Source organism: Streptomyces sp. NPDC018026, from assembly GCF_044327745.1.
GTDB lineage: Bacteria > Actinomycetota > Actinomycetes > Streptomycetales > Streptomycetaceae > Streptomyces > Streptomyces rubrogriseus.
The window spans coordinates 213007-233285 of the sequence record NZ_JBIRFY010000014.1; the positions used below are offsets into that span (position 1 = coordinate 213007).

Annotated in this window: 22 protein-coding genes; 14 read left to right on the forward strand and 8 right to left on the reverse strand. The window is 67.4% G+C overall.

The genetic code is table 11. The features are described from left to right. Positions 1 to 105: 105 nt before the first annotated feature. Positions 106 to 984, reverse strand: a complete 879-nt coding sequence (locus ACH4D3_RS33340) for an NAD-dependent epimerase/dehydratase family protein (protein ID WP_398330087.1) — start codon at positions 982 to 984, stop codon at positions 106 to 108. Between the two features lie 120 nt (positions 985 to 1104). Between ACH4D3_RS33340 and ACH4D3_RS33345 the strand changes: the two genes are divergently transcribed. Beyond that, positions 1105 to 2013, forward strand: coding sequence for a LysR family transcriptional regulator (locus tag ACH4D3_RS33345; protein WP_398329995.1), 909 nt, complete (start codon positions 1105 to 1107; stop codon positions 2011 to 2013). A 25-nt stretch (positions 2014 to 2038) separates the two neighbouring features. Here the strand turns inward: ACH4D3_RS33345 and ACH4D3_RS33350 are convergent, their stop codons facing one another. Together ACH4D3_RS33350 and ACH4D3_RS33355 are read right to left on the reverse strand one after the other, a co-directional pair. Next, the gene (locus ACH4D3_RS33350; protein WP_398329998.1) at positions 2039 to 2707 is read right to left on the reverse strand and encodes an NAD(P)H-dependent oxidoreductase; all 669 of its coding nucleotides are present in this window, start codon (positions 2705 to 2707) and stop codon (positions 2039 to 2041) included. 83 nt (positions 2708 to 2790) lie between these two features. Further along, complete coding sequence (locus ACH4D3_RS33355; protein WP_398330001.1) at positions 2791 to 3198, reverse strand: nuclear transport factor 2 family protein; 408 nt, start codon at positions 3196 to 3198, stop codon at positions 2791 to 2793. A gap of 238 nt (positions 3199 to 3436) precedes the next feature. On the opposite strand from ACH4D3_RS33355, the gene ACH4D3_RS33360 reads away from it, so the two are divergent. From ACH4D3_RS33360 to ACH4D3_RS33385, 6 genes are all read left to right on the forward strand, one after another. After that, a complete protein-coding gene (locus ACH4D3_RS33360; protein WP_398330090.1) occupies positions 3437 to 5065 on the forward strand; it encodes a GMC family oxidoreductase in 1629 nt (542 codons plus the stop codon). Between the two features lie 442 nt (positions 5066 to 5507). After that, positions 5508 to 5879, forward strand: a complete 372-nt coding sequence (locus ACH4D3_RS33365) for a beta/gamma crystallin domain-containing protein (protein ID WP_398330003.1) — start codon at positions 5508 to 5510, stop codon at positions 5877 to 5879. A gap of 262 nt (positions 5880 to 6141) precedes the next feature. Then, positions 6142 to 7335 (forward strand): acyl-CoA dehydrogenase family protein, encoded by a 1194-nt coding sequence (locus ACH4D3_RS33370; protein ID WP_398330006.1) that lies wholly within the window; start codon positions 6142 to 6144, stop codon positions 7333 to 7335. A 92-nt stretch (positions 7336 to 7427) separates the two neighbouring features. Further along, positions 7428 to 7775: a DUF427 domain-containing protein gene (locus ACH4D3_RS33375; RefSeq protein WP_398330009.1), complete on the forward strand. Its 348-nt coding sequence runs from the start codon at positions 7428 to 7430 to the stop codon at positions 7773 to 7775. 1107 nt (positions 7776 to 8882) lie between these two features. Continuing rightward, the gene (locus ACH4D3_RS33380) at positions 8883 to 9173 is read left to right on the forward strand and encodes a hypothetical protein (RefSeq protein WP_398330012.1); all 291 of its coding nucleotides are present in this window, start codon (positions 8883 to 8885) and stop codon (positions 9171 to 9173) included. A 1148-nt stretch (positions 9174 to 10321) separates the two neighbouring features. Then, positions 10322 to 10648: a hypothetical protein gene (locus ACH4D3_RS33385; protein WP_398330014.1), complete on the forward strand. Its 327-nt coding sequence runs from the start codon at positions 10322 to 10324 to the stop codon at positions 10646 to 10648. Between the two features lie 7 nt (positions 10649 to 10655). Here the strand turns inward: ACH4D3_RS33385 and ACH4D3_RS33390 are convergent, their stop codons facing one another. Continuing rightward, entirely contained in the window at positions 10656 to 11018 is a 363-nt protein-coding gene (locus tag ACH4D3_RS33390; protein WP_398330017.1) for a hypothetical protein, read from the reverse strand. 476 nt (positions 11019 to 11494) lie between these two features. Here ACH4D3_RS33390 and ACH4D3_RS33395 point away from each other — a divergent pair, with 476 nt between their 5' ends. From ACH4D3_RS33395 to ACH4D3_RS33415, 5 genes are all read left to right on the forward strand, one after another. Further along, positions 11495 to 11899, forward strand: coding sequence for a PaaI family thioesterase (locus ACH4D3_RS33395; protein WP_398330020.1), 405 nt, complete (start codon positions 11495 to 11497; stop codon positions 11897 to 11899). After that, entirely contained in the window at positions 11899 to 12543 is a 645-nt protein-coding gene (locus tag ACH4D3_RS33400; RefSeq protein WP_398330022.1) for a TetR/AcrR family transcriptional regulator, read from the forward strand. Before ACH4D3_RS33395 ends, ACH4D3_RS33400 begins: the two co-directional genes overlap by 1 nt. Positions 12544 to 13061: 518 nt before the next feature. Continuing rightward, positions 13062 to 13358, forward strand: coding sequence for a DUF1778 domain-containing protein (locus tag ACH4D3_RS33405; protein ID WP_398330025.1), 297 nt, complete (start codon positions 13062 to 13064; stop codon positions 13356 to 13358). After that, on the forward strand, positions 13355 to 13741 hold the full coding sequence (locus ACH4D3_RS33410; protein ID WP_398330028.1) for a fic family toxin-antitoxin system, toxin component: 387 nt from the start codon (positions 13355 to 13357) through the stop codon (positions 13739 to 13741). The genes ACH4D3_RS33405 and ACH4D3_RS33410 overlap by 4 nt, the downstream gene beginning before the upstream one ends. Before the next feature lie 579 nt (positions 13742 to 14320). Next, on the forward strand, positions 14321 to 15304 hold the full coding sequence (locus tag ACH4D3_RS33415; protein ID WP_398330030.1) for an MsnO8 family LLM class oxidoreductase: 984 nt from the start codon (positions 14321 to 14323) through the stop codon (positions 15302 to 15304). Positions 15305 to 15963: 659 nt separating this feature from the next. Here the strand turns inward: ACH4D3_RS33415 and ACH4D3_RS33420 are convergent. Further along, a complete protein-coding gene (locus ACH4D3_RS33420) occupies positions 15964 to 16146 on the reverse strand; it encodes a hypothetical protein (protein WP_398330033.1) in 183 nt (60 codons plus the stop codon). Between the two features lie 285 nt (positions 16147 to 16431). Further along, on the reverse strand, positions 16432 to 17127 hold the full coding sequence (locus ACH4D3_RS33425; protein ID WP_398330036.1) for an aspartate/glutamate racemase family protein: 696 nt from the start codon (positions 17125 to 17127) through the stop codon (positions 16432 to 16434). A 70-nt stretch (positions 17128 to 17197) separates the two neighbouring features. Between ACH4D3_RS33425 and ACH4D3_RS33430 the strand changes: the two genes are divergently transcribed. Further along, complete coding sequence (locus ACH4D3_RS33430; protein WP_398330039.1) at positions 17198 to 17782, forward strand: nucleosidase; 585 nt, start codon at positions 17198 to 17200, stop codon at positions 17780 to 17782. Positions 17783 to 17962: 180 nt separating this feature from the next. Here ACH4D3_RS33430 and ACH4D3_RS33435 read toward each other — a convergent pair whose 3' ends face one another. Beyond that, positions 17963 to 18736 (reverse strand): oxidoreductase, encoded by a 774-nt coding sequence (locus ACH4D3_RS33435; protein ID WP_398330042.1) that lies wholly within the window; start codon positions 18734 to 18736, stop codon positions 17963 to 17965. An 80-nt stretch (positions 18737 to 18816) separates the two neighbouring features. Here ACH4D3_RS33435 and ACH4D3_RS33440 point away from each other — a divergent pair, with 80 nt between their 5' ends. Next, positions 18817 to 19428 carry a TetR/AcrR family transcriptional regulator gene (locus tag ACH4D3_RS33440; protein ID WP_398330045.1) on the forward strand — a complete coding sequence of 204 codons (612 nt, stop codon included), beginning with the start codon at positions 18817 to 18819 and terminating at the stop codon, positions 19426 to 19428. A gap of 152 nt (positions 19429 to 19580) precedes the next feature. On the opposite strand, the gene egtC is transcribed toward ACH4D3_RS33440, so the two are convergent. Beyond that, on the reverse strand, positions 19581 to 20279 hold a 699-nt coding region (gene egtC / locus ACH4D3_RS33445), incomplete at its 5' end, for an ergothioneine biosynthesis protein EgtC (protein ID WP_398330048.1).

The window sequence follows — 20279 nt, forward strand, 5'->3', positions numbered from 1 at the left end:
ATGTCGAGGTCCTTGGAGAAAGGCAGCGGCCGGGCAGGCCCCGCTCGGCCCGGCCGCTGATGACCGGGCGAGGGTTGCCTGCGGCGGGCCGCGGCAAGGGCGCGCTCAGAAGGTCGTACGCGCGATGTCGTCGAGGACCGACGGACCGGTCGGGGACCAGCCAAGGACCTGCCGCGCCGTGTCGCCCGAAGCCCGCTGATCAAGAAGAAGGGCTTCGCCGAGCAGGCCGAGCCGGTCGAGCGTCTGCACGACGGGTTCAGGCTCGACACGCCCGGCCATGCCGACGGAACGGCTCACCGCTTCGGTCAGCTCCCGAACGGTCGGGTTCTCGCCGCTCGCGCCGACGAAGTACGAAGCGGCAGGGGCCTTTTCCAGCGCGAGCACATAGAGCTCGGCCAGGTCGTCCACGTGCACGGTGGTCCAGTGCTGGTCACCGTGGCCGATCATGGTGAGTGCGGGGGTGGCTCCGGCGGTTCGGGGGCCGGCGGCGACAAGGTTGAGCAGACCGCCACCGTGACCGTACACCACAGCGGGCGCGACGACCGAGGTCCGCACACCCTGCGCTGCGCGTACCCGCGTGGCCAGCGGCACTCGCCAGGCGGCCAGTCGTGGGGGGTTCATGTCCGTCGCCTCGGTGATCGCCGCACCGCTGCCGTGCAGCCAGACGCCTGTGGTGTACACGAACGGCCGACCCGTGTTCCGCAGCGCGCTCAGGAAGCTGGTGACGGCCACCTCGTCGACGGCCGCGCTGGTCTCGTCGCCCGGCGACGCCAGGTGGATCACCCCTTCGCTGCTGTCCGCGAGCTTCTCCAGTGCCTCGCCGTCCGCCAGATCGGCAATCGCGGGGTCGGCTCCCTTGGCCCGTACCTGCTCGGCCTTCGCGTCGGAGCGAACCACGGCGGTGACCTGGTGATTCCTGGAGACGAGCCGATCGAGCACCGCGGATCCGATGTAGCCGGTGCCGCCGGTGAGCACTACGCGCATAGTCGTCCTTCTCCTGCTGTCGTTTTCCTGGTCGGGCAACAGCCCGCACGACAACAGTCGCTCCGCTCGACTATCGTGTCCAACGAATGTTTTTGCATATTCGATCGACACTCTCGATAAATGGGCGGCATGGACCAGAAGCGGCTGGAATACTTCATCACCCTGGCCGAAGAGCTGAACTTCACGCGAGCGGCTCAGCGGCTGCACATCACTCAGTCCACGCTCTCCGCCGGCATCAAGGCGCTGGAACAGGACCTGCGGACCGAGTTGCTCCACCGCTCCACCCGGTCGGTCGAGCTGACGGAGACAGGCGGTGCGTTCCTCCCTGAGGCGCGGACGGCGATCGAGGCGCTCGATCGCGCCCGGGCCGCGGTGGAGCCGTTCTCCATGGGCCTGCGCGGCAGCCTCACCGTCGGTGTCCTCAGTGGCCTGACCGTGATCGACGTACCCGCCCTGGCCGGTGAATTCCACCGGCGCCACCCCGGGGTGCGGCTGCGGACCGAGACCTCCCAGCGCGGGACCTCAGGGTTGATCGGGCGGATCAAGGAGAGCCATGTCGACGTGGCCTTCGTAGGGGCCGACATCAAGGACGAGCACCTACGGTCCAGGGCCATCAAGCGGTACGAGGCCCAACTGCTCGTCCCCGCCGATCACCCACTGTCCCGCCGGAAGAGCGTGCGGCTCAGTGACGTTGCCGACGAATCGTTCATCGACATGCCCGTCGGATTCGGTCAACGCCAGATCGCTGACGACGCGTTCACGAGGGCGGAGTTGTCCCGACGCGTCCTCATCGAAGTCTCGGACATCACGACCATCGCGGACTACGTGGCGCATGGCCTGGGCGTGGCACTGCTCCCCCCGGACTTCGCCGCGACAGCCGGTGACGCCATTCGCACCATCCCCCTCGCAGACGTCCGGCTGGCCTGGACGCTCAGCGTGGTCGCCTCCGCGACGCGCCCGCCGACGCGGGCACTGCATGCCTTCCTCGACCTGATCCCGCACCACGTCCGAGGCGACCGGGTCTTCTGAACCAAGGTCCCCGGCGCTGATGAACTCACACGCTTTCGTGGCGTGCCCGCAGATGTTCTTCCTTCGCCCTGACCGGGATCCTGTCCGGAGAGAGGAAGGACTCGGCGACAACCTGGACCTGACGGAGGCCGACCTGGCGGTGGGGTGCGTTGTGGTCACCCTCGACGTCGTAGACGAGGTGGCTCTCGACGTCGTCGATCCCGCAGTAGGCGAAGACACCGACGTCAATCTGCGTGCGCATGGCCTCGCGGTAGCCGTACCTGTCGTAGGTGTGCTTCTTCGACCCGCCGATGCCGATGAGTGTCGTGGGGACGCTGGGCAGCAGAGCGTACAGGAGCTGTTTGCCCCGGTCGTCGACACCACTGCCGTATTGGTAGGCCCAGCCCTCGGTGAAGACCCGGTCGATCCAGCCCTTCATCATCGCGGGCATGCCCCACCAGTAGACGGGATAGTTCAACGCGAGCCGGTCTGCCACCTCGACACGGCGGTGCATCTCCAAGACGTCATCCGGGACCGGACCGCCCCAGAAGTGCGCGTGGTCCGCCTCTGTGAAGCGCGGATCGAACCCCTCTCGATGCAGGTCGAGCACGTCGATGGAGTGTCCGGCCTGCCGAAACGGCTGATGGAAGGCGTCCATGACGGCCGACGGGTATTTGTCGGTGAGCGGGTGGGAGAAGACGGTCAGCAGGTGCACGGGGAAGGGGCTCCGGTCCGTATTGCCATGCACCGGGGAGCGGTGTGGCGAGGGTTCTGGGCTGGCGGCACGCCAACCGTCGATCAATCCGGCAGTTCGGACAGGCGCAACGTCACGTACTCGCGGAACTTCCTGACCTGTCGGTCTTGATGCTTGACGAACCAGACATAGCGCGTCTCGAAAGGCGTCCCATCGTGAAATGCGCCCCGGCCCTGCGCCTCGATCACAAGTTCGCCCTCGGCTTGAGGATCACTCCCCATGTCGCGTACGGAGAGGACGTCGATGGCGTCGAACTTGCCGCGCTCGGGGACCGACTTCAGGTATTCACCGATCGCCTCCCTGCCTTCCAGCCGTTCCGGCGCGGGGGCGGGACCGATGGGGAACTCGTGCACCGCGTCCGGGTGGTAGATCTTGACGAACCTCTCCATGTCTCCGGCCGTGAAGCCCTCAAGGGCATGGGCGAACCAGTCGGGCAGGACGGCGTCGGACATGACGTCTCTCCGTTCGGTAGTCGTCTGGCGACGGAGAGGCACACGATGCGGCTCAATGCGGACCGTCGCGAGAAGCACTCCCGTCTCGCACCATCGTCAGCTTCTGCCGACCACGTTGTCAATACAGAACGTTCTACCTTCCGTGCGGCCGGAGGGGCCGCCACCTCAGAGACCAGAGCCATGTCGTACTCCTTCTGGAGAGGGCGCTGTCAGCGTTCGGACTCACAGCGCTACGGTGATGCTGCCCTTCATTTCGGCGAGCCGCCCGGGGCGCGGCGACATGGGTTCGGGGCAGGGTCGGATGCGGAAGACAAACTGGGATGTCATCGTCGTGGGTGCCGGCTCCGCGGGTTCAGTGCTGGCCGCCCGCACTGCCGCCGGTGGCAAACGTGTGCTGCTGCTGGAGGCCGGTCGGGACTCCCGTTCCGCGGAGCTGCCGGGGAGCTGGCGGTCTCCGAACCCCATGGTCGGGCTCATGGACCCCGCCGCCTCCGCGGACCTGCTCTGGTGGGACCTCACCTCGTCACGGACCATCGGCCGGCCGCACCTCCTGTACGCCCGCGGCCGGGGAGTGGGGGGCAGCTCCGTCGTCAACGGCCAGATCGCGATCCGGCCGCCGGTCGAGGACTTCGAGGAATGGACGCGGCTCGGCTGCGAAGGCTGGGCGTGGCACGACGTCCTGCCGTACTTCGTCAGGCTGGAGGACGACGAGACTTTCGGTGACCTCGCTTATCACGGTCGCGGTGGCCCCACCCCCATTCACCGGACCCCTCGGGACGCCTGGGGCGCTGTGGACCGCGCACTGGCCGAATCGGCTGTCGCCGCCGGTTTCCCGTGGCAGGCCGACGTCAACGCTCCGGGCGCATCAGGTGTGTCCCCGTACCCCGTCAATTCACGCGACGGCCGCCGGGTGAGTGTCAACGACGGCTATCTCGAGCCGGTGCGTGCCCTCAAGAACCTCGCCGTCCGAGGCGACGCTCTCGTTGACACGGTCGTCTTCGAAGGGCAACGCGCCATTGGGGTACGTGTGATCATCGGCGGTCGGTCCGTGGTCGAGTACGCCGACGAGGTGGTACTCAGCGCGGGAGCGGTGCACTCTCCCGCCGTACTGATGCGCTCGGGCATAGGGCCGGCCCCGCGACTACGGGCCCTGGGGATCCCCGTCCGACAGGATCTCCCGGTCGGACTCGGCTTGCAGGACCATGCGATCGCGCGGCTCTCCCTGCCCTTGCAGACCGACCATGCCATCGCATCCCAGCACGAGCGGCACACCAACGTCTGCGTACGCTGGTCGAGTGCGAGCGGTACACATACGAACGACCTGCTTGTCATGGCACTCAATCAGGATGTCTGGGCCATGGCCGCCGGCGACTTCGGGACACGGGCCGGGGCGTTCGGCGTCGTCCTGAACAAGGCACACTCACGCGGATCCCTCACTCTGGTCTCGACGGACCCCACCGTCCACCCCCGCATCGACGAGCGGATGCTCTCCGACGAGCGTGACCTCTCGGTACTGCGCGAAGGGGTGCGCACCGTTGCGGAGTTGAGTGACCACGCAAGCGTGTCACGGCTGCTGTCCCGTTCGCTTCGGGAGGCGAACCAGCCTCTGCTCGACGCGCTGCCGGGCGACCGCGCTCTTGATGAGTACCTGCTGACCACCGTCGCCGATGTTCAGCACGCGACGAGCACATGCCGGATGGGGGCGCCCGACGCCACGGACACAGTCGTCGACTCGTCGTGCCGCGTCCTGGGAACCGAGGGGTTGCGGGTGGTGGACGCGTCTGTCTTTCCCGCAGTGCCTCGGGCGAACACGAACCTGACGACGGTCATGGTCGCGGAACTCATGTCCGACCGGCTCGCCGACTGAGCGGCAGTCACGTCGACACCGAGCGCGGTTGCCGATGGGTTTGAGGGTCTCGGGGGCTTTCCCGACGTCGTAGCGGATGGTGGGCCGACGGAGATCGCCGGAGATGGACCAAGCTCACTCCGGGACGTACCAGGCTCCAGGACGGCACAGTCGGCAAGCCCACCTCGTCGAGGCCATGTGCTGCTCCGGCACTCTACATCCCGCTGCTCAACAGCCCGCACTCCCTGGGTTCTTGGGGTCGCCCGACTCATGGCGACGCGGAACGCCCAGTGTTGACGTCGGAGTTCGGTTCACGCATAGTTCTCATCGAGACAGAACGTTCTGCGTCGGGATGGAAACGCGGAAGAGTCGGCTGTCACGCTCGACCGGGCAGTTGCCTCATCGTTCGGAAGCGCCCCTGACTTACGCAGGGTGCCCCCAGCCCCCAAGGAGACATCGCATCGTGACCGCCATCAGGAAAACAACCCGGAGCGTGTTCGCCGTAGCGCTGCTGGCCGCGGGCTTCAGCATTGCAACTCCGGCGAATGACGCGCAAGCCATCAATCAGACGGATTGCACAAGTAATGAATTTTTGTATGTAAAGGGCCACTACGACCTTCCGATAATTGTCGGTGGCAAAGAGGACTTCAGGTACTGCTTCGCCAACGCGGGAACCGTGAGCCTCGGAGAGGGAGCCTGGGTGGATGTTGTCTCCACCGGGAACAACGACATTCAGATGCATGACGCCAACGGCTCTACCGTCAAGATCAATCGCTGGAGCATCGTGAATTACCCCAACCGGCCTCCGCACATCGAATCTATTCGGATTCTCTGAGGCGCCGGCGAGTTCAGCGGCGACACTCTCGGGATCGTCGCCCGACGCCGGACCAGCGCGGGGCGCACCCCGTGCTGGAACGTCGGCGCGCAACTGCGGCCCGAGGCGCGCGGCCGGGGCATCAGCACCGCCGCGCGACGCCGGCTCCCGTGAGGGTGAGGCTGTCGTCCGCGTCGCGTGACCCGCGGGCGGCAGTCAGGCCGCCCGCCGAGCAGGACCTCCTTGACCACCACCTGCAGCCATCCAGCAGAGGGGACATCCCGTGACAGAGCCAACCCACACCGCGTCGGAGACGACCGAAGCGCTGATGGAGCGCGTGCGTGTGGCGGTGCCGGTGCTGGCCGCGCACGCGGAGGCTACCGAGGAGCGCGGGCGCATTGCCCCGGAGAGCCTTGAGGCGATGCGCGAGGCCGGCCTCTTCGCGCTGGGCACTCCGGTCGGGTTCGGCGGGACGGACGTGGATCTGGTGACCCAGGTGCGGGCGCTGTCGGAATTGGGTCGCGCGTGTCCTTCCTCGGCGTGGTTGGTGTCGATCTCGACGGGAACGAAGGCCCACTTCTCCGGGGGGTTCCCCGAGAAGGTCCTCGCCGAGGTCTACTCCCATCCCGATGTGCGGTGGTGTGGCGGCTCGACACCCGGCCAGGCTGTCGCGGTGCCCGGCGGAGTCGAGGTCACCGGGCGATGGGCCTACGCTTCGGGAGCCGAGGATGCCCACTGGGCGTTCCTGGCGGTGGTGTTCGTGGGAGACGACGGTGTGCCTCATGTGGGGGGTGCGCTGGCGCCGATGTCCGAGATGACCGTTGAGCGGACCTGGCGAGTGGCCGGGTTGCAGGGCACGGGCAGTCATACTGTTGTCGCCGACGGCGTTTTCGTTCCTGCGGAGCGCCACTTCGAGTTCCCCCTCGGCTCCGACGGCGCGCCCGATCTCAGCCAGGGCAGGCCACTGGAGATCGTCTCCCAGACAGTCTCGGTCACGGCGACTCTGGCCGGAGCGGCGCTCGGTGCGCTGGATGTGGTGAAAGCCGTTGTGAAAACGCGCAAGCCGCCCATGACGCGGTACGACAGTCTCGCCGAATCAGCATCGGCCCGACACGTGTTCGCCGAGGCCGAGCACATGGTGACCAGTGGTTACGACCGGCTGATCAGCCTGGCGGGCCGCATCGACGCGCTGCTGCCCGGCGACGACGTCACCGTCGTGCAGCGATCGAGCCTGCGGATGGAGGTGGTCTCCATCGTGCAGCAGTTCGTGCGCGCCGTCGACCTGCTGCTCGATCTGCACGGCTCCAGTGCGTTCGCCCTCGACAACCCGCTGCAACGCTTCTGGCGGGACCTCAACGTCGGTGCCCGGCATGCCCAGTTGTCGACCTACATCACCACTGAGAACTACGGCCTGCTGGTGACCGGGGCGGCCGGTGCGGGTGGGCTGAGCGTACGACGGCCGAGCCTCGCCGCGTGATGTCGCCGGGAAGGCCACCGTGAAATTTCGCACCGGCGGGAAGAACTCGGCCTCTCACCTTGCTGTCTCAGAGTAGTCGACTATCAAGGAGGATGACTGTGACCGAGCAACTCCCCACGCGCACGGGGCGCCGTATCACCGTGGAGCCGAGCGATCGGCATGTTCGCGCGGTGAGGAACGGGCAGGTGCTGGCGGAGAGCGACACGGCACTGGTAGTACACGAGAAGGGCTGCCCCGACACGTACTACATTCCGGCCCAGGACGTGCGCCTCGATCTGCTGACCGCGTCCGACACGCACACGCGCTGTCCCTTCAAGGGAGACGCTTCGTACTGGTCGCTGCCGGACGCGCCGGACCTGGCCTGGGCGTACCTCGACCCCAAGCCGGAGGTGACCGAGATCAAGGGGCACCTTTCCTTCTACGAGGTAGAAGTGTCCTGAATCGGGGCATCGCGTGCCGCGGCATTGATGAGGTACTCGGTCTCGGGAGCCTTGGAGAGCGGGGCGGCGCCGTGGGCCTGGGGCAGGCGCCGCATCACGAGAGTAACGCCGCCCCGACGAGGCGCGTGCCGCACGGACTGTGTCTTGCCAAGCGCTTCCCGTGGCAGGTGGGGCGGGGACCGCGCTCACGCCGACGGGGCAGTACACGATCCCGTTTGACCGAACCGGCCGCCGTCCGGCAGCTCTCCGCCGGTCGAGACGGGGTCCGCAGCTGCCTCTGCCTCCGAGTACAACTCCGCAACGATGCCTGACTGGAGGACTACTGTCGAGCTCGTGCACGCGAGTTGCAGTGCTTCCCGAAGTCATGTCTGCGGCGGCGGGTTCCGGTTCACGGTCCCTGATGGGACAGCAATCTGACCACTGCCAGAATGGTGTCGCTCAAGTGCTCGCGGCTACCGAAGTGGCGAGCCAAGGACTCGCCTCTTCGAGGGGGCCATGCCGCGCACGACCCGGATTCGTTGTGAGGAGTGTGCCTTGCTCTGGCGCACGAACATCCCCTCGTACCAGTCGGGGCTGCGGAGCATTCTCTGTGCCCGCAGTGACCGCGGGCTTCCCGTCGACACCCAGGTAGTCGATGCCCTCGGCCAAGATCCGCAGCCGCACATCATGGCTTACGGAGCACCCTCGCTCGGCGAGCGAGGGCTGCATCCCTCCGACAGCCCGGGTGATGGTGGAGCGGTAGAAACCGAGGCGGCAGGAGAGCCGTCGTGAGTGGTGGTGTGCTGGCGGTGCACGAGCATGGCCAGAAGTGGTCGACGAACACTATCCGGTGCTTCGCACCCGCGCCCACAGCGCACTTCTGTTGCCGGCACGCAGACGAGTGCCGCACGAGACGAGCTCCCCACTACGCGAGCCGTGATCGGTGATCGAAGCTCGACATCTCACTGCTTACCGTGTATTAGTTCGCATCTCGTTGCGCATGCGACTCACATGTGAAGATGGGCATCTCCGTGCCGTCGTAGCCACTGAGTATGTACACGAAGACGTCGACCCGGTCCACCAGGATCGGGCGGGCAGAGGAGCGGCCCACCGTGATCATGAACGTTTGTGACGACGTTCAAGGACCAGGTGGCCGCGGAGGCCACGACAGCCGAGCGTGAGTGGACAGACGTCGTAGGGGCGGCGATGACTGCGGTGGCGGGCTGCGTCGCTCGGCGTGAACCCCGCCTGCTGGCACGGGAGATGTGCGAGGCGATGCTGATGGAGCTGGACACCCGCATCTGCTGGACACTCGCCGAGGCCCTGGGGCACTCCGGTCCGTATCGACTGCAGCACTTCCTTGCCCGAGCCCGCGTCGACTCCGCACGACAGCCCTCCGCCCCTACGAGCGGCCACTGACCATCCTCGGACTCAATTGACCTGTGCCAACGCACGATCAACGAACTTTGCAATCACCCTGACGCGAAGCCTCTGGTGTTCAGAGGACGATCTTGCGGTGAGAACCGTCCCACCAGGGGCTTCGCGTCTGCCGGTAGTCGGGGTGCCTCACTCGACTCTGCCGGGAGCATCCCGTTTCAAGATGCTTTAACTTCTACGGGCCGGGTTGTTGACGCGATCGACCCAAAGTAGCCTACCTCCGCCTGCCGTTACTCTTCTGAGAACTGGAGCTGTGGTGGGTGGCTGCCGAGTGGTAGCTGCCGCCTTGAGAGCTTTGAGCAGAGTAATAGGAACTTGATGACGAACGGTGGGAAGAACGAGGGGGCAGGGTCTGGCTGACGTAGTCGGCAAGTACGTTGGGGTCTTGACCGACAGGACTCATAGCCTGGGGGCTGGCGGTATATCCCCTACCAAGCCAACCGTGCGTCGTCTGAATGGTCGGCCGATCGGGCCTAGGGGCAGTGCCCAGGCTCTGGTGACTATCCGGGTACGGGTACCGGGGCGGCTCAACGCCGCGTTCGGTCTGACTGCGCTGGGGCTGCTGCGAAACAGCGGCCTGATCCCGATCGCGGGCGTATTGACTCGAAGACCGGTAGGAAGGGGGCGGCGTATAGGTCGGCGGTTGCGACGACTCCGCGCTGGGTACAGGAACGTTTTGTGTGTACCGCTCGTAGGCGTGGCTCGGTCCTGGGAAGCTCCGAGACGGGCTTGAACGGGGGGCGCCGTATGCGTCGCCGCTACCACCGGAGGTGGGTGAAGGCATCTAGGTACTCCTTGATTCGCAGTCGAAGAGTCTTCCTTACACCCACAAACGTATGAACAAGGTGTGTAGTTCAATGCGGGATCCGGCCCCTGCCACCCAGGCTCGCCGCGGCCTGAATCACTCTCACTGCGCGCCGTCCAGCCACTGAGCCGTTTCCATCTTGTCAGGTTGCGAGTTCGAGGGCGATGACTGCTCGGACGACGGCCGTAATCCGGGTGGTGCTGCAACGAGCTTCCGCAGGAGGCGCCAGCAGGTGAGGGTGGCCATGGCACGTTCGACGAGGCTGCAGATCTTGACGTGATCGCGGTTGTGACGTCGGCGCCAGCCGCGCAGTCCCGTTCATCCCGTGGTGCTTCTTCTGGCCGAGGCCTCCGAAGCGTGGCTGGCCCTGGTCGAGTTCGCGCAGCGCGTCCTCGAGCCCCGGCTGCTCGCGCAGCGTCTCGACCTGATCCGGCGCGGCGGGTCGTTCACCATCGGCGAGATGCGCGTGCACCGCGGCGGGCTCACGCTGCGCGGGGTCATGGAGGCCGATTGGGGTTCGCTCACGGACGTCAAGGTCGCGGACGGCCTGGTGTGGATCCACGAGCGGGGCAGGCACCAGCCGGTGAGGGTGTCCCTCGGCAGCGCCAACGCCGTACTCCTGCCCCGCATCGTCGCGGTCATGGCCGGCTGAGCCGCGGCTATCCCTGCAGGCGCCCCGAGACCTGCGTGATCTCCTCGGCACCCAGCGGGTACGGGCTGCCGTACAGCAGCGGACCGGCGACGACCGCGGGACCGGTTACGGGCGCCGCGCCGTGATCGGCCAGGAGCCGGCTGGCCACGGGGTTGGGCGGGCCGGAGCGTGCCCGACCCGGGCCGTCCTCGGCGTACCAGAGGGTGAGCTCCTCACCGAGCTTGGTGGAGCGTATGTGCTCCGAACCGAGAAGACGAGCGACCTCCTGCACGAGATCCATCCCGTACGAGGCGGTCTCTACTTGCTGGATGCCCCTGCCGGACACCAGCAGCAGGCCGGACGCAGCCTTGCTCCGCTTGAAGAGTCCCATCCCGCCACTCTACGGACGCGGCCACTTCACCTGCCACCCTCTTCCTTGGCCCCGTCACGCGTCGGCCCCTCCCCGCGCGCGGTCCTCCTGGCACTCCGCACCTGTGGAGCCATGGAGTGCACTCGGCGGGGTGAGCCTTCTCGAAGCAGGCAACTTTTAAAGCTTCGCGTACTTGTCCACCCGTCCGTCGATTGATTGGGATCGCGGCGGTCAACCGGTACATACGCGAGGTCGTCGACCTCATGGCCGCCTCGTGCCCACGCCGGAACAGGCCATGACGACCCGTCCGTGACAAGGCGTACGTGATCTTTGAACGGCACCGTGCTGCCGATCGACCGTATGGCCGTCGACCAGCGGGGCGCCTGAGCCTGAGAAGCACGCCACGTGCTCGACATCTCAGTCCTTGCAAGGCCCAAGATGGTGACAGCATATGACTTGATAGCGTTAACTTAACGCAGTCAAGTCAAGGAGGCCCCATGCCGATCACCGCAGCCGACATCTATACCCTGGCTCCGTACGCCGAGACCTTGGGCGTCCGCTTCGGACGCCTCGAAGCCGACCTGGTCGAGGCGCGCCTCGACTGCGCTACCGCCTTGTCGACTGGTGGTGGAGCAATGCACGGAGGAGCCCTGATGGGACTGGCCGACGTGGCCGGCGCCGTCTGCGCGGCGCTCAACGGCGGACAGGGACCGGCCCCAGTGCCGGCGACCATGGAGTCCGGCACCTACTTTTTCCGTCCCCTGCAGGGAGCCGCTGCCTTTGCGACGTCACGCCCCCTGCATGTCGGGAGGTCGACTGTGGCGGTAGAGATAGACATCCGCGACGATCAAGAGCATCTGTGCACTCGCGTCACTCAACTCGTCGCTCTCAAGAGGCGCTGATGACCGGACCGGGCGATAGCGATCCCCCTCGCCCCCGGCGCCGTATCCGGGCTCGACGCGGAGAGGGAGGGAGGCTGTACGGGGAAATCCTGGAAGCAGCGGAGGCCCTGCTCGACGCGTCGGGAGAAGACGCTGTCACCATCCGTGCCGTGGCTCAACGGGTGGGTGTCAGCAACCCTGCCGTATATCTCCACTTCGCCGATCGCCCGGCCCTGCTGCGCACCGTTTCCCTCAGGGTCTGGGATCGGCTCGATGAGTACATGGCAGACACCGGCCCGGCCGCGGCGGATCCTTTCACCGATCTGAACAACCGCTGTGCCGCGTACATCAGATTCGGCCTTGACCACCCGCTCCGCTACCGCCTTGTCGCCTCCGGACCTGCGACGGAGGCCACGGCGCAGGTGGCGAACGCCTGCTTCCGCAGCATGCGGCACGCGGTGCGACGGTGCGCGGGCGACGGTGCGGAGGACGCCGCTGTGACGGCCCTGACTCGCGCCGTCTGCGCCTGCCTGCATGGCGCCGTGTCGCTGCTGCTGTTGCAGCCGACCTCCGCATGGCCGCGCGACCGGGGGGGATACGCGCAGGACGTTGCGGCACTCGCAACCAGGGGGGTCTTCTCCCTCTGCGCGGACAAGAAGCGGTGAACCGGCCTTGCTTCGTAGGGTCGTCCGAACTGAGGCCCGCACCGGGAGCAGCGAGCTGAAACACCTCAGCCGCGCCGTTGCCCCGCCGTGGCCGAGGATCCTGGCCGCCCCCAGATGATACGGCCGTGTGGGAGGCACCGGAGCCGGTGCCTATGCCGGTCCATCGGCCGGTCGTCGAGTTGGCGAGTGCGGTCCGAGCGGACAGGAAGCCGGGCGGGCGAGGTGGCGGCTCCTGAGTATGCCTGTGAGAGCGTAGATGAACGCCTCGATGGCTGGCGATCGGTGACATCGGCGCGAGAGGTCGCAAACCCGAGCTGTCAAGGGGCCCGGCGTACTCATGCATCCCTACCCGGCCGAGATCACCCAGCCAAGGACAGTACTCGATCAGAACCGTCCTCGTGAACGATAGAGATACGGCTTCCAAACGCGCCATGTGGTGCAGCCGTCTCGGACCCTACTCGTTCGGCCCGACACCACTCCGCGCGACGAGTGGCGGTACTACTGGTACCATTGACACCATGGCCGATCCCAAAGCGATGAATCTGCGTTTCCCCGACCCTGCTCAGCGGACGGCCATCGCGACCGCCGCCGCTCAAGAGGGCGTCAGCATGCAGGAGTACATCCTCTCGGCCGCTTATGACCGGGCCACCGCAGTGGAGCAACGGTTCCTGGAAGCCTTCAAAGCCTCCAAAGACCGCAGCGGAGCCGCTTTTGCGGCCGAACCCAGCAGCATCGACATCAGCGCGGAACAGCGGGCGACCGAGCAGGAGACGTTGCGAGAGCTTGAGCAGCAGGAGCGGAGCCACGCAGCGTGAGCGAGCAGGAATCCCTCCACCCTCTCGATGTCACGTTCCTGCTGCACGCCGCGGAATTGCTCGACGCCGATCCCCAGGTCGACGACTACGGACCCCTGTACGCGGCCGTCGCCCGGGTCAACGCTCGGGCGCTGGAGCGGGACATCTACGGGTCGCTGCACCTCAAGGCCGCCGCACTGCTGCACACCCTGGCGAGACTGCCCAGCTTGGAACACTCGAACGAGGCCTTCGCCTGGCACGCGAGCGAGGCCTACCTGGCTCTCAACTCACACAGTCTGGACTACCCGCCCAAGGCCGCCGTCGCGCTGGTACGCGACGCGGCAGCAGAAACCCTCGGCGTCGCCCGAATCGCACGCCAACTCCGCGACTGGACCGCCAGCTGACCCGGCAGCCGAGTGCGGAGGAGCTGCGCGCCAGGAGCGCAGCTCCGTCGAAATCCTGCGGGCCCTGTCCGGGCTACCGGTGACCGGGCCAGCAGGATGAGCCGGGTGCCGTCATGCCTCACCACTGGTCTCGAGACGACATGCGGGAGACCATGGCAGTCGACGATCACGTGGTGCTTACCGCTCTGTCCCAGCCCGGCAAGGAACTCACGATTGTGGGGCCTTGAGGAGCCGACAGCAGTCGCGCCACTGGCCGCCCCCCGGGCCAGAACACTCATGCGGTGGGTGCCACCCCTCAACCGTTCGAGTGCGGCGGCTGTCTCCATACTTGTGGCAACACCGTCGGCATGCTCCCAGCTCAGCGCTCGGCGAGTCGACGATGCCGAAGGGACCTCCTCGCCCCGGCCGGAGCACCAGCATCACGTCGCTGAACCGGCCGAGCTGACCACAATGCAGGGAGCCGACGTCCCTTTGGCATCGCACTCTGCTGGGAGAGCCAAGCCCCTCCACCACCAGGTACACGGTCGGCCCTGCCCACTGACTGCGCGCCTCCGTCGCGGCGCGCCCTAGACTTCGATCATGACTATTCCCCTGTCCGCGCTGGATCTTGTCCTCGCGGATTCGAGCGGCACCGCCGCCGAGGCGCTCGACGCGACCAGCCGCACCGTGCTTCGTCTGGACGAACTCGGCTACCAGCGAGTCTGGTTCGCCGAGCATCACGGAACGGAAATGTCCGCGAGCGTGGTACCAGCGGTGCTGATGGCACACTTCGCGACTCTGACCAGCCGCATCCGGCTCGGTGCCGGCGGCGTCCTGGCGCCCAATCACTCACCACTGGCGATCGCGGAGCAGTTCGCCACCCTGGCGACGCTGCATCCGGACCGCATCGACATGGGTATCGGCCGCGGACCAGGTACGTTCGACCAGTCGATCGTACGAGCGCTGCGTCGGGGTGGCGAACCGACCTCGGACGCCGAATACGACGACGACGTGGCCGCGATCGTGCGGTACCTCTCCGGTGAAGGCGGCGTGCAGCTGATAGCCGGCTGGCAACCGGACGCGGGAGGCACCCGCCCCTGGCTGCTGGCGTCCAGCCTGGCCAGCGCGGAGCTGGCGGGCCGGCTGGGTCTACCGATCGCGCTGGCGCACCACATCCGACCGGACCAGAGCGTCGCTACGACAGAGCGCTACCGGGAGCGGTTCACGCCGTCGCGGTGGGCGGACCGCCCCTACGTGATGGCCGCAGTCGAAACGATCGTTGCGGACACGGACGAGGAGGCCGCGCGCCTGGCCCGCCCGACTGATCTCGCGCGAGCCAGGCCAACCTCCTCGGCGCTGCTCTCCCCGGACGAAGCGGCCCTGCACGAAATCCCGACGGAGATGCGCGACAGGGTGGAAGTCACCGGCGCGGCTCAAGCGCGCGGTTCGGTGGAGACGGTGCGACGCCGATTCATTGAGATCGTGGAGCAGACCGGCGCCGACGAGCTGATGCTCTACGCCTCCGTGTACGACGCCGACGCACGGATCCGTTGCTACGAACTGGCCACGAGGGCCGCCGAGTAAAGAGCGCGGATGATCGGCGCCGCATCGACGGCATCACTGCCTGCGGGCCACCGGCGCGGATCCTCGGCAGAGCCGGGTCTGTCGAGCGGATCACCGAGGTCGCGCTGACCGACAACCTCGCACTGGATCTGGCCGTTGCCGGCCCGGGACCAACCATCGTGACCTGCACGATACGGCCCGACGACCCGGCTCTGCCGGTCTTCCGCCTGTGGTCCAACCTGGTGCTGCGGTTCGCGCTGTTCCTCACCGAACCGAGGGACGCACTGCTGCGCTCCGCCGACGCGGCGCTCGCGCACGAGTCCCTGGCGAACCACGTCACCGGGAAGGCGGTGCTTCCAGACTGCGGAACGCCAGGTCGCACTCGACCACTACCGAGTCCAGCACTGGACCGCCTGGCACCGGCACACCACACTCGCCATGCTCACCCTTGTGGTCCTGGCCGCCCTGGCCACCGGCGCGCCCGCACGCCGACACCCGACCCCATCGACCTGGCCCTTCCCTGGATACGCCACCTCCTCAGCACCCGGCTGAACCCACCGGACACATCTCCCCGCAGGCCGCGGCACTGGCATGACTAACGCAGAAATCACCAGGCCGCAGGTCGGCGTACCCACCACCAGCGACGACTTGCCGTCCTCGCGACCGAATACAGCGAAGTGTCACTGGAGAGCTTGAGCGAGGAGCAGCCGCGGTTCGTCGCGAACGGCGAGGAGGGTGTCACGGGTCTGCTCGGCGCGGCTGACGGCAAAGGCACCCTCAATGGCGGTGACGGCGAGTGTCGCGACGCGTGCGGCAGGGTGGTTGTTGACGCCGTTCACTGCGCGATGACGAGCCGCCGCCACACCCGGATGAACTCCGCGTCGGTGTCCCGAAGTTCGGACGATCGCGCCGACCGCTCGATGCAGATGGGTACGACCGGCATCCGGCGGTGAATCGCGACTCGGTGAACTCCGTGGCCGCCAACCGCTCGATAAGGCTCGTTCCTGCGACTCCGACAGATTTCCGCCGCGAGAGCGGAATTACGCTCGCTGGGCACTTCTCAGCAATGAGCCCCAGTCGCTCCTCGCGAGGCCGAGGTCGGCCTCGGGCAATCAGCGGCCGGCATCGGCGCGCACGCGGCAGGTGGGTCAAACTCCCCGCAGGGCCTGGGCCACGGCGGCCTCGGCGTGCAACCGTGCCGTGGGGAAGATCGGGACGGGGCTGTCCTCGGGGCGGATCAGGAGCTCAATCTCGGTACAGCCGAGAATGACGCCTTCCGCGCCCTCAGCGACCAGTTCGTCGATGACCTTCTGATACGCGACGCGCGAGTCGTCCCGCACGATCCCGACGCAGAGCTCCTCGTAGATCACTCGGTGTACAAGGCCGCGTCCTTCGGCATTTGGGACACGGACGTCGAGACCGGCCACTTCGAGTCGGCCCCGGTAGAAGTCCTGCTCCATCGTAAATGCTGTGCCCAGCAGACCAACCCGGCGCAGACCCGACGCGCGCACGGCCTTGGCGGTGGCGTCGGCGAGGTGCAGCAACGGGACGGACACCGCGGCCGCGACGACATCGGCGACCTTGTGCATGGTGTTGGTGCAGATGAGCACCAGGTCGGCACCCGCTGCCTCCAGGGACTGGGCGGCACCGGCCAGGACCTCCCCAGCTTCCGTCCATCGTCCCTGAACCTGCAACTGTTCGATCTCCGCGAAGTCCACCGAATAAATCACGCACCGTGCCGAATGGAGACCACCGAGACGATCACGTGTGAACTCGTTCAGCAACCGGTAGTACTCCGCTGTCGACTCCCAGCTCATCCCGCCGATCAGCCCGATCGTCTTCATGGCTCCGCTCCTCATGTCGGCCCGCACGTCCCCACGCCGAGGCCTTGGGACCAGGTCATAGTCTGATCCCGTGCAACTCATAGGAAAGATATCCAACGACCGTCCCCTGCTCGTCCTGGCGGTCGAAGAAGAGGCGCAGTACCTCGATATGTCCCTGCCTGTCCTGCTGACCGGCATGGGAAAGGTCAACGCCGCGACTGCGCTCGCTGCGGCGCTCGCCCGTGGACCGCTGCCGTCGGAGGTCGTCAACCTCGGCACCGCGGGAGCCCTGCGTTCCGGATGGAACGGCACCCACGTCATCGGCACGGTCGTACAGCATGACCTGGACAGCGACACACTGCGCACCTTGACCGGCGACACCTACGGGGCGCCCCTGACCATAGGTGACCCGGACGGCCCCACCCTGGCCACCGGGGACTCCTTCGTCGACAGTGAAGCCGCTCGCGCCCGACTGGCGGAGCGCGCTCCTTTGGTCGACATGGAAGGCTACGCCCTGGCAACGGCAGCGCTCCGAGCCGATGTTGGGATTCGCCTCGTCAAGCACGTGAGCGACGACGCCGACGAGGGCGCCGCGAAGTCCTGGCGAGAGAGTGTCGCCACGTGCGCCCGTGCCCTCGCCATCTGGGCAGACCAGAACCTTCCCACCTACACCTGAGCCGGTCCTGATGCAGCCGAGGTCTTCCTTTCCCGTAGCCGTCGCGACACCTCGGCTCGGCAGGGGCCAAACGGTCCCGCGCCGCGGGAGCAAGGCCGTCTTCACCGGTCGGGCCCAGTCACCGACGGCTGAACGGCGATCACGGGCAGGCTGTCGGTCCACTCGTGTGAGCGGAATGGCTCACAGGGCCGAGATGATCCCGCCGTCGACCCGGAACTGGGCACCGGTGATCCACTTGGCCCGTCCGGAGGCGAGGAACGCGATCATCTCGGCGACGTCCTCGGGATCTCCCGGGCGCCCCATCGGAACATTCAGGGCAGCCACGATCTGCTTCTGAGCGGCGTCGAGGCTGATGCCCTGACTGTCGGCCATCTCCTGCTGGTACGCGATGGAGCGCTCGGTGACGACAAAGCCCGGCAGGACACACACCACGCGTACGCCGTACTCCCCCACGGACATGGCCAGCTCGCGGCTGTAGGCGTTGAGCGCCGCCTTCGAGGCAGCGTACGACGCATTCTCGAGCTGGGGGATACGGCTGGCGATCGAGGAGACGTGCACCACGACGCCGGACCGGCGCTCGACCATCCCGGGAACCAGGGCCCGGTCGAGCCGCACCGCGCCGAGCAGATTCATCTCCAGGTCGGCGAGCCAGGACGCGTCCGTCCGTTCCAGGGTCGGCACCGACGGGGTCTGCCATCCGGCATTGTCGACCAGGACATCGACGCCGCCGCACTCGTCCACAACCCGGCGGGCGAGTTCCGCCGCCCCCTCCTCCGACCTCAGGTCGGCAGGAATGAAAGTGACGGGCATGTCGTCCGGAGGCGGGGTGCGTGAGGCCGTCAGCACGGTGGCGCCGGCCGCGGCGAAGCGACGGGCCGTGGCTTCACCCAGTCCTCGGCTGCCACCGGTCACCAGCACGCGCAGGCCGGTGAACTCATCACGGTCGATCGTCATGGGTGTGCCCCTCCAGTAAAGTGAGTCCGACTCCGGAAACCGTACATGAAACGGAGTCGGACTCACCTTATGGAGGAACGTTGTCGCCGCCCCGCCCGCTGCGCTCCGACGCCCGCCGCAACCGCGATGCGCTTCTGTGCGCGGCACGGGAGGCGTTCCTCGACGACGAAGACGCCCATGTCGATGAGATCGCCCGCCGCGCAGGCGTGGCCGTAGGCACCCTCTACCGACACTTCGAGACCCGCGAAGCGCTCGTCGCGGAGGTGTACCGCCAGGAGGTAGCCGAGCTCTGCGCGACCCCCGCGCACCTGCTCGACGCGCACTCCCCCGATGAAGCACTGCGAATCTTCCTGCTCCGGCTCGTGGACCACGCCGCCGTCAGCCGAGGGATGAGCAGGGCACTGGACAGCATCATGGCGACCGACTCGCCTGTCTTCAGCGAAGCACGCGACAAGATGTCCCGCGCCCTGGACGAACTTCTTGACGCGGGTATCGAGGCCGGTCTTGTCCGCGAGGGCATCGAAGGACGCGTCGTTCTGCGGGCGCTCGGTGGCATCTGCGGAATGCGGACCAAAGGCTGGCAGGACGACGCTCTGAAGATCGTCGCGATCCTGTGCGACGGGCTGCGCTCGGGAGCGGCGAACCACGGCCGAGCCGGACAGGACGCACCGAGCGCAGAGCGTCCTGTCTGACGCTCACCCCGACCGGCAAGCAGGTGGGCGACCCGCTCTGCGCAGCCCTCGGCCAGTAGCCGCTCTATCCTGCGGACTCCTGATCGCGCACGACACGAGGACCTGATGGTCCTGCCGTCCGGTGCGCTGACCGAGGAGCGGCGATGCACCAGCTAGACGGAGAGGCTGACGACCGGGGCGCAAGTTTCGCCCGGGTCCTTGAGCGGGGTGAGCCGCACGTCCGTGCGGCTCGCCGTGAGCAGAGTGCGGTCGGGGACCTCCTGCCAGTGCGGGTCGTCGTCGTACGGCTCGGAGGCGACGACCGTGCCGCCACCCGGGCGGGACAGGTACCACAGGGTGTCGCCCCAGGTGGTGGCGGTGACGGTGGAGCCGTTGGTGAGGAGCAGGTTGAGCCGGGAGGCCGGGGCCGCCGCGGCGACCTCCAGCACCGTCTCGGCCAGCGCCCGGCCCTCGTCGTCCCCGGCCCGCAGCCGGGCCAGGACCAGCGCCCACACGAGCGCCGAGTCGTTGCGCGCCTCCAGCGACAGCAGCTCACCGGGCGGCAGCGTCGCGGCCACCGGAGCCAGCGAAGCGGGCCAGCCCGCCACGGCGCCGTTGTGGCTGAACAGCCAGGCCCCCGCGGCGAACGGGGCCGCGGCAGCCTCCGCGTCGGCGCCGGCCAGCGTCGCGTCCCGGACCGCCGCGAGCAGCGCGCCGGTCCGCACCACCCGGGCGAGGTCGGCGAAGGACTGGTCCGCCCAGATCGGGCCGGCCCGACGGTACCGGGCGGGCACCGGGTCGCCCTCGGCGTACCAGCCGACGCCGAACCCGTCGGCGTTGACCGTGCCGTACCGCTGGTGCCGCGGCGCCCA